Genomic DNA, 14,136 nt, shown 5'->3' on the forward strand with positions numbered 1-14,136 from the left:
GTCAGACCGCTACCAGCACGACAGCGCCGATAACCAGCACGGCACCAGCAGCCATCGAGGCGGCATACCAACGCAATTGACCTGTTTCGGTACGGCTGAGGGAGTTGTGTCCCCCTTTGGCCAGACGCGGGATCAAACCGATGGTTTGGTCGCACGGGTCGTTGCGCAACAAGTGGACGATTGCCAGGTACGGTTTGACGAACAGTTTGTCGTAGATCCAGTCGAAGCCCCAGGCGGCGAACCACCAGGCGCTGAGCAGACGACCGATGCCGCTGTTGGCAATGGCGGTCACGAAGCGGCGCTTGCCCAGGAACAGCAGGGCAGCCAGCAGGATACCGGACAGGGCGATGGCACCCGAGGCGATTTCCAGGCTGTGCTTGGCATCGCCGCCAGCGTGGCCGACGCTTTGTGGCAGTACGCCGTGCAGTGGCGGCACGATCATCGCGCCAATGGCGGTCGACAGTACGATCAGTACCGACAGTGGCAGCCAGTGGGCAACGCCGTGGCCGGCATGGGCTTCGGTCTTCGCTTCACCGTGGAACGCGATGAAGATCAGGCGGAAGGTGTACAGCGACGTCATGAAGGCACCCACCAGGCCGGCGTACAGCAGACCGTGGTTACCGCTGGCGAAGGCTTCCCAGAGGATTTCGTCCTTGGAGTAGAAACCGGCGGTCACCAGTGGCAGGGCCGCCAGGGCCGCGCCGCCAACGATGAAGCTGGCGTAGGCCAGTGGCAGTTTCTTCCACAGGCCGCCCATCTTGAAGATGTTCTGCTCGTGGTGGCAGGCAACGATCACCGAACCGGACGCAAGGAACAGCAGGGCCTTGAAGAAGGCGTGGGTCATCAGGTGGAAGATCGCGCCATCCCAGGCACCAACGCCCAGGGCCAGGAACATGTAGCCGATCTGGCTCATGGTCGAGTAGGCGAGGATACGCTTGATGTCGGTTTGTACCAGGGCTGCGAAACCGGCCAGCACCAGGGTCACACCGCCAACCAGGCCCACCAGTTGCAGGATGTCCGGCGCCAGGGCGAACAGGCCGTGGGTACGGGCGATCAGGTAGACACCGGCGGTCACCATGGTTGCGGCGTGGATCAGTGCCGAAACCGGGGTAGGGCCGGCCATCGCATCCGCCAACCAGGTTTGCAGTGGCAGTTGCGCGGATTTACCGACAGCGCCGCCCAGCAACATCAGGGTCGCCAGGACCATCCAGAAGTCGCCTGCCTGGAATTTCTGTGGTGCCAGCACCAGCAGTTCCTGGATGTTCAGCGTGCCCAGTTGGGCAAACAGGATGAACAGGCCGATGGCCATGAACACGTCGCCGATACGGGTGACGATGAAGGCCTTGAGTGCGGCGTTACCGTTGTTGCGGTTGCTGTAGTAGAAACCGATCAACAGGTACGAGCACAGGCCCACGCCTTCCCAGCCGAAGTACAGGAACAACAGGTTATCGCCCAGGACCAGGAACAGCATGCTGGCGATAAACAGGTTGGTGTAGGCGAAGAAACGCGAGTAGCCGTCTTCACCGCGCATGTACCAGGACGCGAACAGGTGGATCAGGAAGCCCACGCCGACAACCACACCCAGCATGGTGACCGACAGGCCATCCAGGTACAGGGCGAAGTTTGGCTTGAACTCGCCTACCGCCATCCACTGCCACAACACCTGGGTGTAGTGGCCGCCTTCAGGCGGTGCAACGTTGAACTGCCAGATCACATAGGTCGCGACGATTGCCGAGAGACCGATGGAGCCGACGCCGATCAGCGCCGCGAGGTTTTCCGAGAGGCGACCGCGCGAGAACGACAGCAGCACGAACCCGATCAGAGGGAATACGAAAGTCAGGAAGAGTAGGTTCATCCGCGCATCTCACTGGCAGCGTCGATATCGAGCGTGTGGAAGCGGCGATACAGTTGCAGCAGGATCGCCAGGCCAATACTGGCCTCGGCGGCTGCCAGGCTGATCACCAGGATGAACATGATCTGTCCATCCGGTTGAGCCCAACGTGCACCGGCAACGATGAACGCCAGTGCAGAGGCGTTCATCATCACTTCCAGGCTCATCAACACGAAAAGAATGTTGCGGCGGACCATCAGCCCGACCAGGCCGAGGCAGAACAGGATGCCGGCAACGGCAAGACCATGCTCGAGAGGGATAGCAGGCATGAGTTACTCCTTCGCCTCAGTGCGGCCCAAATGGAACGCCGTGACGGCTGCGGCGAGCAGCAGCATCGAGGCGAGTTCGACCACCAGCAGGTAAGGACCGAACAGGCTGATGCCCACGGCCTTGGCGTCTACGGTGGTAAGACCGATGGCGGTGCCGCTGGAGTGGCTGAACAGCACATACAGCAGTTCAGCCAGCAGCAGTGCCGCGAGCACGACCGGGCCAAGCCAGATACCGGGCTTGAGCCAGACGCGCTCTTGCTGGGCCGAGGCAGGCCCCAGGTTCAGCATCATCACCACGAACACGAACAGCACCATGATGGCGCCGGCGTAGGCGATCACTTCCAGGACACCGGCAAATGGTGCACCGAGGCTGAAAAAGGTCATCGCCACGGCAATCAGCGAAATGATCAGGTAGAGCAGGGCGTGCACAGGGTTGGTGTTGGTGATCACGCGAAGCGTGGACACCACCGCGATACCCGATGCGAAATAGAAAGCGAATTCCATCTTTCTTCCTTAAGGCAGCAAGCTCTTCACGTTGATCGGTTCGGCTTCATTCTGCGCGGCGCCTTTCGGCTTACCGGCAATGGCCATACCTGCAACACGATAGAAGTTGTAATCAGGGTTTTTGCCGGGGCCGGAGATCAGCAGATCTTCTTTCTCGTAAACCAGGTCCTGACGTTTGAACTCGGCCATTTCGAAATCCGGTGTCAGCTGGATCGCGGTGGTCGGGCAGGCTTCCTCGCAGAGGCCGCAAAAGATGCAGCGCGAGAAGTTGATACGGAAGAACTCCGGGTACCAGCGACCGTCTTCGGTTTCAGCTTTCTGCAGCGAGATGCAGCCTACCGGGCACGCCACGGCGCACAGGTTGCAGGCTACACAACGCTCTTCACCGTCGGGGTCGCGGGTCAGGACGATACGGCCACGAAAGCGCGGCGGCAGGTACACGGCTTCTTCCGGGTACTGCAGCGTGTCGCGCTTGCGGAAGGCATGGCCGAAGATCATCACCAGGCTGCGAAGCTGGGTGAAGAAGCCATGCACGATGTCAAAAATATACTTCATGATTCTCTATCCTCACTGAGCCGCGACGGCGGGCGTGTTGAGCAACACGATCGCAGCGGTCACCAGCATGTTGATGAGGGTCAGCGGCAGGCAGAACTTCCAGCTGAAATCCATCACTTGGTCATACCGTGGGCGCGGAATCGAGGCGCGCAGCAGGATGAAGAACATGATGAAAAACGCGGTTTTCAGAGCGAACCAGATGAACGGGATCTGCGGCAGAATGCCGAACGGACCGTGCCAGCCACCGAAGAACAACGTCACCAGCAGCGCCGAAATCAACACGATGCCGATGTACTCGCCGACAAAGAACATGCCCCATTTCATGCCGGCATATTCAATGTGGTAACCGTCGGCCAGTTCCTGCTCCGCTTCCGGCTGGTCGAACGGGTGACGGTGAGTCACGGCGACGCCGGCAATGAAGAAGGTCAGGAAACCGAAGATCTGCGGAATGACGAACCACAGGTTCTGCGCCTGGTATTCGACGATGTCGCGCATGTTGAACGAGCCAACCTGGATCACGATGCCCATCAGCGACAGGCCCATGAACACTTCGTACGACACGGTTTGTGCCGAGGCCCGCAAGCTGCCCAGCAGGGCGAACTTGTTGTTACTCGACCAGCCGGCGAACAGCACCGCGTAGACCGATAGACCGGCCATGGCGAAGAAGAACAGGATGCCGATGTTGATATCCGCCACACCCCAGGTCGGGGTGATCGGGATGATCGCGAAGGCCATCAGCAAGGCGCTCATGGCCACGACCGGCGCCAACGTGAAGATCACTTTGTCGGCGAACGGCGGAGTCCAGTCTTCCTTGAAGAACATCTTGATCATGTCGGCGGCGATCTGGAACGCGCCGAACGGGCCTACCCGGTTCGGACCGTAACGGTCCTGCCAGAGGGCGAGCAGACGACGCTCGACCCAGCTCAGCAGCGCACCGCAGACCACCACGGCGAGCAGAATCACGATGGCCTTGAGCACCGCGATGATCACGTCAATCACTTCAGGCGTGAACCAGGTCATTGAGCTGCCTCCTGCAGACCGTCAACGGATTTGCCAAAGATCGCGGGCGGAATGCCGGCGATGCCCGCAGGCAATGCCACCAGACCAGCGCCCAGCTCTTCGTTGATGCGCAGTGGCAGACGCAGGGTCTGGCCGGCCACGTTCAGGCTCAGCATGGCACCGTCGTTGACGCCCAGGCGGTCAGCTTCGGACTTGGCCAGTGCGACGTAGGCGGCCGGGATGCGCTCCTGGACCGGTGCGGCTTTGGAAGAGTTCTCTTCGCTGCCGAACAGGTGGAAGAACGGCACGACCTGCCAGGTGCCCTGGGCCGGGTTGAACGCACGCGGAACGTTGGCGAACCAGTTCAGCGAATCACCGGTGCTTTCGATCAGGCGAGTGCCCGGGTCGCCAGCGCGGATGTGACCACCGACTTCGTCCTGGAACTTGTTCCAGGCTTGTGGCGAGTTCCAGCCCGGCGACCAGGCGAACGGCACCTGTTGGCGCGGTTCGACGGAGCCCGAGTAACCTTCCATGGAGAAGGCGAACGCGGTGTCTTTGTCCTGCGGGGTACGCGGCTCGTGCACGCTGATGTCTGCACGCATGGCGGTACGACCGGAGTAGCGCAGCGGTTCGCGGGCCAGTTTCAGGCCCTTGATGCGGAACGCGGCGGACGGTGCGGCATCGACAATGCGGTTCAGAATCGAGGTGCTGGAAGCGACGGCGGCGGTGACGTGGTCCAGTTGGGTCCAGTCAATCGGCTGGTTCAGCAAGGTGGCGCGCAGGGCATGCAGCCAGCGCCAGCCTTCGTGAACCAGGATGCTCGCGTCCATGTACTTCGGATCGAAGACCTGGAAGAAGCGCTGGGCGCGACCTTCCTGGCTGACCAGGGTACCGTCGCCTTCAGCGAAGCTGGCGGCTGGCAGCACCAGGTGCGCGCGATCGCTGGTGGCGGTCTTCTGATGGTCGGCGACGATCAGCACTTTGGCGGCGGTCAGGGCAGCATCGACCTTGGCCTTGTCGGTACGGGTGTACAGATCGTTTTCCAGCACGACGATGGCGTCGGCCTTGCCATCGATCACCGCTTGCAGCGCAGCGTCGACCGATTCACCACCGAGCATGGCCAGGCCGAGGCTGTTGGCCTCTGGCACGATCAGGCTGATGGAACCGTTCTTCTCGCGCAGCTTCAGGGCCTTGGCAATGTTAGCAGCAGCCTCGATCAGCGCTTTGGAACCCAGGGAGGTACCGGCGATGATCAATGGGCGCTTGGCCGCCAGCAGAGCGTCGGCAATGCGCTTGGCCAGCTCGAGGGCTTCAGCGTCCAGGCCTTCAACGGCTGGAGCACTGGCATCAAGGGCGTGAGCCACGGCGAAACCGATGCGAGCCAGGTCGTCGGGAGCGGCGTGAACGCATTCTTCGGCAACGTCATCGAGCTTGGTTTCAGCCAGGCTGGCGATAAACAGCGGGTTCAGCGCGTGTTGGCCGATGTTCTTCACGGCGGCGTCGAGCCAAGGCTGAACGCGCATGGCGTCGGCCATGTCTTCGGCCTTGCCTTTGACCGATTGACGCAGGGCCAGGGCCATACGTGCAGCGGTCTGGGTCAGGTCTTCACCGAGGACGAACACGGCGTCGTGGTCTTCGATGTCGCGCATGTTCGGGATCGGCAGCGGGCTGTCTTTCAACACCTGCATGACCAGGCGAATGCGTTCCAGTTCGGCCGCTTCGATACCGGAGTAGAAGTGCTCGGCGCCGACCAGTTCGCGCAGCGCGTGGTTGCTTTCGAGGCTGGCGCGTGGAGAACCGATACCGACGATGTTGCGACCGCGCAGCAGGTCAGCGGCTTTATCCAGCGCTTCGTCCAGGCTCAGCTTGGCACCGCCCGCCAGCAATGGCTGACGCGGGCGGTCTTCGCGGTTGACGTAGCCATAGCCGAAACGGCCACGGTCGCACAGGAAGTACTGGTTCACCGAACCGTTGAAACGGTTTTCGATGCGACGCAGTTCGCCGTAACGCTCGCCCGGGGAAATGTTGCAACCGCTGGAGCAGCCATGGCAGATGCTCGGCGAGAACTGCATGTCCCACTTGCGGTTGTAGCGCTCGGAGTGAGTCTTGTCGGTGAACACGCCGGTCGGGCAGACCTCGGTGAGGTTGCCGGAGAACTCGCTTTCCAGGGTGCCGTCTTCAACGCGCCCGAAGTACACGTTGTCGTGTGCGCCGAATACGCCGAGGTCGGTGCCGCCGGCGTAGTCCTTATAGAAGCGTACGCAGCGATAGCAGGCGATGCAGCGGTTCATCTCGTGGGAAATGAACGGGCCCAGTTGCTGGTTCTGGTGAGTACGCTTGGTGAAGCGGTAACGGCGCTCGTTGTGGCCGGTCATTACCGTCATGTCTTGCAGGTGGCAGTGACCGCCTTCTTCACAGACCGGGCAGTCGTGAGGGTGGTTGGTCATCAGCCATTCAACGACGCTGGCGCGAAACACTTTTGCTTCTTCGTCGTCGATGGAGATCCAGCTGCCATCGGTGGCAGGCGTCATGCAGGACATGACGATACGACCACGCTTGTCGTTCTCGTCGGTGTACTGCTTGACTGCGCACTGGCGGCAAGCGCCAACGCTGCCGAGGGCGGGGTGCCAGCAGAAATAAGGAATATCGAGGCCTAGCGACAGACATGCCTGTAACAGGTTGTCTGCCCCATCGACTTCGAGCTCTTTGCCGTCTACGTGGATAGTGGCCATGGTTCAAAGTTCTTCGTTGGCCCGGTGTCAGCGGGCGTGGCTAATGGAATCTTGTTATTCGCGTGAATCAAAACAGCCGCTTGCGGCGTCATCACACGAGAAAGCGAAGGGCACGGACCCTTCGCCTTTTTAAGCGTTACGCGCCGACTACGATCGGCCTTGCCAGAGGCGGGACGGCAGCGCTGGTAGGCGCGATGCCGGCTTCGAACTCTGGGCGGAAGTATTTGATTGCGCTGCCCAATGGCTCCACGGCACCCGGTGCGTGAGCACAGAAGGTCTTGCCTGGGCCGAGGAAGCCGACCAGACCCAGCAGGGTCTCGATGTCGCCGGGCTGACCTTCGCCGTTCTCGATGGCCATCAGGAGCTTGACGCTCCATGGCAAACCATCGCGGCACGGGGTGCAGAAACCACAGGATTCGCGTGCGAAGAACTGCTCCATGTTGCGCAGCAGGGACACCATGTTGACGCTGTCGTCCACCGCCATGGCCAGGCCGGTACCCATGCGGGTGCCTACTTTGGCGATGCCGCCGGCGTACATTTGTGCGTCCAGGTGTTCCGGCAACAGGAAGCCGGTACCGGCGCCGCCTGGCTGCCAGCACTTGAGCTTGAAGCCGTCGCGCATACCGCCAGCGTAGTCTTCGAACAGCTCACGGCCGGTGACGCCGAATGGCAGTTCCCACAGGCCCGGGTTCTTGACCTTGCCGGAGAAGCCCATGAGCTTGGTGCCCATGTCGTCACTGCCTTCGCGGGCCAACGATTTGTACCAGTCCACGCCGTCGCCGATGATCGCCGGCACGTTGCACAGGGTCTCGACGTTGTTCACGCACGTCGGCTTGCCCCACACGCCCACGGCGGCAGGGAAGGGCGGCTTGGAGCGCGGGTTGGCGCGGCGGCCTTCGAGGGAGTTGATCAGTGCGGTTTCTTCACCGCAGATGTAACGCCCGGCGCCGGTGTGGACGAACAGCTCGAAATCAAAACCCGAGCCCAGGATGTTTTTACCCAGCAGGCCCGCTGCCTTGGCTTCTTCCACGGCACGGTTGAGGTGCTTGGCGGCGGTGGTGTATTCGCCACGCAGGAAGATATAGCCACGGTAGGTTTTCAGTGCGCGGGCACTGATCAGCATGCCTTCGATCAGCAGATGGGGCAGTTGCTCCATCAGCATGCGGTCTTTCCAGGTGTTGGGCTCCATCTCGTCCGCGTTGCACAGCAGGTAGCGGATGTTGATGGATTCGTCTTTGGGCATCAGGCCCCACTTGACGCCCGTGGGAAAGCCAGCACCGCCGCGACCTTTCAAGCCGGCGTCTTTCACGGTCTGGACGATGTCGTCCTGGGCCATGTCGGCGAAGGCCTTGCGTGCTGCCGCGTAACCGTTCTTGGCCTGGTACTCGTCGAGCCACACCGCCTCGCCGTCGTCACGCAGGCGCCAGGTCAGGGGATGGGTCTCTGGCGAGCGCTTGATGCGGTTGGCCGGGCCGAAGGAAGTCAGGGTCATACGTAGCCCTCCAACAGCTTGGCAACGCCAGCTGGCTGTACGTCACCGAAGGTGTCGTCGTCGATCATCAGTGCCGGGGCCTTGTCGCAGTTGCCCAGGCAGCAGACCGGCAGCAGGGTGAAGCGGCCGTCGGCGGTGGTCTGGCCCAGGCCGATGCCCAGCTTGCTCTGGATTTCGCTGACCACGGACTCGTGGCCACCGATGTAGCAGACCATGCTGTCGCAGACGCGAATGATGTGGCGGCCAACCGGCTGGCGGAAAATCTGGCTGTAGAACGTCGCCACGCCTTCAACGTCGCTGGCCGGGATGCCGAGGATCTCGCCAATGGCGTACAGGGCGCCGTCCGGCACCCAGCCACGTTCCTTCTGGACGATCTTCAGGGCTTCGATCGACGCCGCGCGCGGGTCTTCGTAGTGATGCAACTCGTGCTCGATGGCCGAGCGCTCGGTTTCGCTCAGGGCGAAACGGTCTGTCTGGATAAGCGTGCTGTTCATGCTTAGCGGTCCACGTCGGCCATAACGAAATCGATACTACCCAGGTACGCGATCAAGTCCGCGACCATGCTGCCTTGGATCACCGAAGGGATCTGCTGCAGGTGCGGGAAGCTTGGGGTGCGAATCCGGGTGCGGTAGCTCATGGTGCCGCCATCGCTCGTCAGGTAATAACTGTTGATGCCCTTGGTTGCTTCGATCATCTGGAAGGATTCGTTGGCCGGCATGACCGGGCCCCACGAAACTTGCAGGAAGTGCGTGATCAGGGTCTCGATGTGCTGCAGCGTGCGCTCTTTGGGCGGCGGCGTGGTCAGCGGGTGATCCGCCTTGTACGGGCCTTCCGGCATGTTGCGCATGCATTGTTCGATGATCTTGAGGCTCTGGCGCATTTCTTCGACGCGCACGATGCAGCGGTCGTAGGCATCGCCATTGGCGGCCAGCGGCACTTCGAACTCGAAGTTCTCGTAACCGGAGTACGGGCGAGCCTTACGCAGGTCGAAGTCGCAACCGGTCGACCGCAGGCCGGAACCGGTGACGCCCCATTCCAGGGCTTCCTTGGTGTTGTAGGCCGCGACGCCGATGGTGCGGCCACGCAGGATACTGTTGTCCAGGGCGGCTTTCTGGTATTCGTCCAGACGCTTTGGCATCCACTCGACGAAATCCTTGACCAGTTTTTCCCAGCCGCGCGGCAGGTCGTGGGCGACGCCACCGATGCGGTACCAGGCCGGGTGCAGGCGGAAGCCGGTAATGGCTTCGATCACCGTGTACGCCTTCTGGCGGTCGGTGAAGGTGAAGAACACCGGGGTCATGGCGCCGACGTCCTGGATATAGGTACCCAGGAACAGCAGGTGGCTGGTGATCCGGAAGAACTCGGCCATCATGATGCGGATGACGTCGACCTTCTCGGGCACCTTGATCCCCGCCAGCTTCTCGACCGAGAGCACGTACGGCAGGTTGTTCATCACGCCGCCGAGGTAGTCGATACGGTCGGTGTACGGAATGAAGCTGTGCCAGGACTGACGCTCGGCCATCTTCTCGGCACCACGGTGGTGGTAACCGACGTCCGGTACGCAATCGACGATCTCTTCACCGTCCAGCTGCAGAATGATGCGGAACGCACCGTGGGCCGAAGGGTGGTTCGGACCCAGGTTGAGGAACATGTAGTCCTCGTTCGCGCCGGAACGCTTCATGCCCCAGTCTTCAGGCTTGAAGCGCGCGGCTTCTTCCTCGAGCTGTTGCTTGGCCAGGGTCAGGCTGAACGGGTCGAACTCGGTGGCGCGGGCCGGGAAGTCCTTGCGCAGCGGGTGACCTTCCCAGGTCGGCGGCATCATGATGCGACTCAGGTGCGGGTGGCCGGCAAAGTCGATGCCGTACATGTCCCACACTTCACGCTCGTACCAGTTGGCGTTCGGCCAGATACCGGTGACGGTCGGCACGCTGAGGTCGCTCTCGGACAAGGCGACCTTGATCATGACGTCACTATTACGTTCGATCGACATCAAGTGGTAGAACACGGTGAAGTCGACGCCGTTCGGCAGCCCTTGACGCTTGGTGCGCAGGCGCTCGTCCACGCCATGCAGGTCATAGAGCATGACGTACGGCTTGGGCAGGCTGCGCAGGAAGGTCAGGACTTCGACGAGTTTGGCGCGGGCAACCCAAAGCACCGGCATGCCGGTGCGAGTAGGCTGGGCGGTGAACGCCTCTGGGCCAAAACGGTTGTTCAGTTCGACGACCACATCCTGGTCGTCTGCCTTGTAAGGCGGGATGTACAGAGCACTGCCTGTAGTCATGGTTATTTATCGCTTTCGGTCAACGTAAAGAATGAAGCCAGCTTCTCGTTTCTTGGTAAGAACAGATCTGGATCAGACTTCGTCGGGGCTGCGCAGGTTGGTGACCTGAATACGCTGTTCGCGGCGCGCATCCTTTTGCGAAGGCATCTCGGCGCGATACACGCCTTGATCACCAACGACCCAGGAAAGTGGGCGACGCTCCTGGCCAATCGACTCCTGCAAGAGCATCAAGCCTTGCAGAAAAGCTTCAGGGCGGGGCGGGCAGCCAGGCACGTAGACGTCCACGGGCAGGAACTTGTCCACCCCTTGAACGACGGAGTAGATGTCGTACATGCCACCGGAGTTGGCGCACGAACCCATGGAGATGACCCATTTAGGCTCGAGCATTTGCTCGTAGAGACGCTGAATGATCGGCGCCATCTTGATGAAGCAGGTACCGGCGATAACCATGAAATCCGCCTGACGCGGCGATGCCCGGATAACCTCGGCGCCGAAGCGTGCGATGTCGTGGGGCGCCGTGAAGGCGGTGGTCATTTCCACGTAGCAGCACGAAAGACCGAAGTTGTACGGCCACAGGGAGTTCTTACGCCCCCAGTTGATCGTACCGTTCAGCACGTCTTCGAGCTTGCCCATGAAGATGTTTTTGTGGACTTGATCTTCTAACGGATCGGAAACGGTTTCCCGTTCGCCGATCGGGTACTGCTCGTTAGGAGCATCCGGGTCGATCCTGGTGAGATTGTATTGCATTGCCAAAGCCTCATTGTTTCAGCTTCGCTTGCCGCTTACGACGAGCTTCCGGAGCCCAGTCAAGGGCGCCCACTCGGAATAGGTAGACAAGGCCTGCCAACAGAATTGCTATGAAAACGAGAGCTTCGACGAATCCGGTCCAGCCGCTTTCGCGGACGGACACAGACCATGCAAAGAGAAAGAGGGCTTCGATATCGAAGATCACGAACAGCATCGCGACCAGATAGAATTTGGCTGAGAGCCGCAAGCGGGCGCCACCTGTAGGTAGCATGCCGGACTCGAACGGTTCGTTTTTGCTGCGGCCCCAGGCTTTTGACCCGAGGAGGCTGGAGACGCCGAGCATGAAGGCACAAAGGCCGCCGACACCCAGAAGGAAAATGGCAAAGCCCCAGTTGTGGGCCATGAGTCCTGTCGCTTCGGGCATGCTGGTAATCCTTAACAGAGAGCAAAGGTCTCTGAGCTTGATATAGAAATAAAGCAGTGACGATATGTCGCAGCGCAATCAATCCCGCTGATTTTATGGCTAAACACCGGGCAAGTAAATTTTCTGTGGCGAAATTATTTATAAGAATAAGGACATAGCACTGCTCAAAACCCCCGCAGCCCTTGCGTTGCGGGCATTAGCCGGGTTTTCATCAATATTGTTTTGTAGGGAATGTAACGAACATCGTCACGGCTAAATGATAATCAATATTGTTTGTGTCGGTTTTTAAACTGTTAAACGAGGTAAGAGCCGGGAAGTTGTCTTACATGCGCGTAACTGTAAGTAGCGACGGCGTGTGTTTTAGCTGATTTTTCGGGTGGCGATGGCGCTCTGGATCAATGATTTACTGCATGCGCCACCGTCCCCTGTAGGAGCGAGCGTGCTCGCGAAAAAACGTCCGGAAAACGCGGTCGTTCAGACAGGGCGCGTTATCGTTGGAGTCCTTCGAGCACGCTCGCTCCTACAGGGGGGCTGTGTTACTGAGAAATCACGCGCAAAAAAAACGCCCCGAACCAGTCGGGGCGTCAGATGTGCAGCGCTGCGGTTAGCTTTCTACTCGGTCCGCAACGGCCGTTTACTCAGAAGCCGATCAGTGGAACTGTTCTTCTTCGGTCGAACCGGTCAGTGCGGTAACCGAGGACGAGCCACCCTGGATCACGGTGGTCATGTCGTCGAAGTAGCCGGTGCCCACTTCCTGCTGGTGAGCCACGAAGGTGTAACCCTTGGCCGCGTCAGCGAATTCCTGCTCCTGCAGCTTCACGTAGGCGGTCATGTCGTTGCGGGCGTAGTCGTGCGCCAGGTTGAACATGCTGTGCCACATGTTGTGAATGCCGGCCAGGGTGATGAACTGGTGCTTGTAGCCCATGGCGGACAGTTCGCGCTGGAACTTGGCGATGGTCGCGTCGTCCAGGTTTTTCTTCCAGTTGAAGGAAGGCGAGCAGTTGTACGACAGCAGTTGGTCCGGGTATTCCTTCTTGATCGCTTCAGCGAAGCGACGAGCCTCGTCCAGGTCCGGCTTGGCGGTTTCGCACCAGATCAGGTCGGCATACGGTGCGTAGGCCAGGCCGCGAGCGATCGCCTGGTCCAGGCCAGCGCGTACTTTGTAGAAACCTTCCTGGGTGCGCTCGCCAGTCACGAACGGCTGGTCGTACGGGTCGCAGTCGGAAGTCAGCAGGTCAGCCGCGTTAGCGTCGGTACGTGCCAGGATGATGGTCGGCGTGCCGGCAACGTCAGCCGCCAGACGGGCAGCGGTCAGCTTCTGTACGGCTTCCTGGGTTGGAACCAGTACCTTGCCGCCCATGTGGCCGCATTTCTTCACGGATGCGAGCTGGTCTTCGAAGTGAACGCCGGCGGCGCCTGCCTCGATCATGCTCTTCATCAGCTCGTAGGCGTTCAGAACGCCGCCGAAACCGGCTTCGGCGTCGGCAACGATTGGCGCGAAGTAGTCGATGTAGCCCGCGTCGCCCGGGTTCTTGCCGGCTTTCCACTGGATCTGGTCGGCGCGACGGAACGAGTTGTTGATGCGCTTGACCACGGTCGGAACCGAGTCAACCGGGTACAGGGACTGGTCCGGGTACATCGATTCTGCAGAGTTGTTGTCTGCAGCAACCTGCCAGCCCGACAGGTAGATGGCCTGGATACCGGCCTTGACCTGTTGTACGGCCTGGCCGCCAGTCAGGGCGCCCATGCAGTTGACGAAATCTTTCTCAGGACGGAAGGCTGGCTTGGCACCCTGGGTGACCAGGTTCCACAGCTTTTCAGCGCCCATTTTTGCAAAGGTGTGCTCAGGTTGAACCGAGCCACGCAGACGGACGACGTCAGCAGCGGAGTAAGTGCGTGTCACGCCTTTCCAGCGCGGGTTTTCAGCCCAGTCTTTTTCAAGGGCTGCAATTTGCTGTTCGCGTGTCAGTGCCATGGAGATAAACCTCGTCGCATAGGTCTTGGGTGGAAAATTCCTGTTCCGCCACGTACGCACATTCAAAGTGGGGCGTAGATGGCTGCTCGCTGACCAGAGGCTTGAGGACTCAAGTCGGTTTGGCGCAGGAGGCGACGGGATGAACGGTGCTCGAGGAGGAGGCTGAGCAGGTAAGGGCGAGCTGTCGGGCGCATTTGGGCGTCGTGGGCCTTCATACGATCATCAGTGTGGTGCCGGGCTACCTATTACGCTTCCGTCCCTCGGGAC

Annotated in this window: 12 protein-coding genes; all 12 read right to left on the reverse strand. The window is 60.5% G+C overall.

Going from position 1 to position 14,136, the window contains the following annotated elements; genetic code table 11:
• Position 1: 1 nt before the first annotated feature.
• The gene (gene nuoL, locus CKW29_RS06595; protein ID WP_095143199.1) at positions 2-1,855 is read right to left on the reverse strand and encodes an NADH-quinone oxidoreductase subunit L; all 1,854 of its coding nucleotides are present in this window, start codon (positions 1,853-1,855) and stop codon (positions 2-4) included.
• Complete coding sequence (nuoK, locus tag CKW29_RS06600) at positions 1,852-2,160, reverse strand: NADH-quinone oxidoreductase subunit NuoK (protein ID WP_003180046.1); 309 nt, start codon at positions 2,158-2,160, stop codon at positions 1,852-1,854. The genes nuoL and nuoK overlap by 4 nt, the downstream gene beginning before the upstream one ends.
• 3 nt (positions 2,161-2,163) lie before the next feature.
• Positions 2,164-2,664: an NADH-quinone oxidoreductase subunit J gene (gene nuoJ, locus CKW29_RS06605; protein WP_095143200.1), complete on the reverse strand. Its 501-nt coding sequence runs from the start codon at positions 2,662-2,664 to the stop codon at positions 2,164-2,166.
• Between the two features lie 9 nt (positions 2,665-2,673).
• Positions 2,674-3,219 carry an NADH-quinone oxidoreductase subunit NuoI gene (gene nuoI, locus CKW29_RS06610; RefSeq protein ID WP_218192018.1) on the reverse strand — a complete coding sequence of 182 codons (546 nt, stop codon included), beginning with the start codon at positions 3,217-3,219 and terminating at the stop codon, positions 2,674-2,676.
• Positions 3,220-3,231: 12 nt separating this feature from the next.
• Positions 3,232-4,239 (reverse strand): NADH-quinone oxidoreductase subunit NuoH, encoded by a 1,008-nt coding sequence (nuoH, locus tag CKW29_RS06615; RefSeq protein WP_095079277.1) that lies wholly within the window; start codon positions 4,237-4,239, stop codon positions 3,232-3,234.
• On the reverse strand, positions 4,236-6,950 hold the full coding sequence (gene nuoG, locus CKW29_RS06620; protein WP_095143202.1) for an NADH-quinone oxidoreductase subunit NuoG: 2,715 nt from the start codon (positions 6,948-6,950) through the stop codon (positions 4,236-4,238). The genes nuoH and nuoG overlap by 4 nt, the downstream gene beginning before the upstream one ends.
• Before the next feature lie 136 nt (positions 6,951-7,086).
• Positions 7,087-8,442, reverse strand: a complete 1,356-nt coding sequence (gene nuoF, locus CKW29_RS06625; protein WP_095143203.1) for an NADH-quinone oxidoreductase subunit NuoF — start codon at positions 8,440-8,442, stop codon at positions 7,087-7,089.
• A complete protein-coding gene (nuoE, locus tag CKW29_RS06630) occupies positions 8,439-8,936 on the reverse strand; it encodes an NADH-quinone oxidoreductase subunit NuoE (RefSeq protein WP_007970445.1) in 498 nt (165 codons plus the stop codon). The genes nuoF and nuoE overlap by 4 nt, the downstream gene beginning before the upstream one ends.
• 2 nt (positions 8,937-8,938) lie before the next feature.
• Positions 8,939-10,723 carry an NADH-quinone oxidoreductase subunit C/D gene (gene nuoC / locus CKW29_RS06635; protein ID WP_095148131.1) on the reverse strand — a complete coding sequence of 595 codons (1,785 nt, stop codon included), beginning with the start codon at positions 10,721-10,723 and terminating at the stop codon, positions 8,939-8,941.
• Positions 10,724-10,795: 72 nt separating this feature from the next.
• Positions 10,796-11,470: an NADH-quinone oxidoreductase subunit B family protein gene (locus CKW29_RS06640; RefSeq protein WP_095079281.1), complete on the reverse strand. Its 675-nt coding sequence runs from the start codon at positions 11,468-11,470 to the stop codon at positions 10,796-10,798.
• 10 nt (positions 11,471-11,480) lie between these two features.
• Positions 11,481-11,894 carry an NADH-quinone oxidoreductase subunit A gene (locus CKW29_RS06645; RefSeq protein ID WP_007905050.1) on the reverse strand — a complete coding sequence of 138 codons (414 nt, stop codon included), beginning with the start codon at positions 11,892-11,894 and terminating at the stop codon, positions 11,481-11,483.
• A 649-nt stretch (positions 11,895-12,543) separates the two neighbouring features.
• Positions 12,544-13,869 (reverse strand): isocitrate lyase, encoded by a 1,326-nt coding sequence (gene aceA / locus CKW29_RS06650; RefSeq protein ID WP_007970439.1) that lies wholly within the window; start codon positions 13,867-13,869, stop codon positions 12,544-12,546.
• Between the last annotated feature and the right edge of the window lie 267 nt (positions 13,870-14,136).

The sequence above is a fragment of the Pseudomonas sp. Irchel s3a18 genome (assembly GCF_900187535.1).
Classification (GTDB): domain Bacteria; phylum Pseudomonadota; class Gammaproteobacteria; order Pseudomonadales; family Pseudomonadaceae; genus Aquipseudomonas.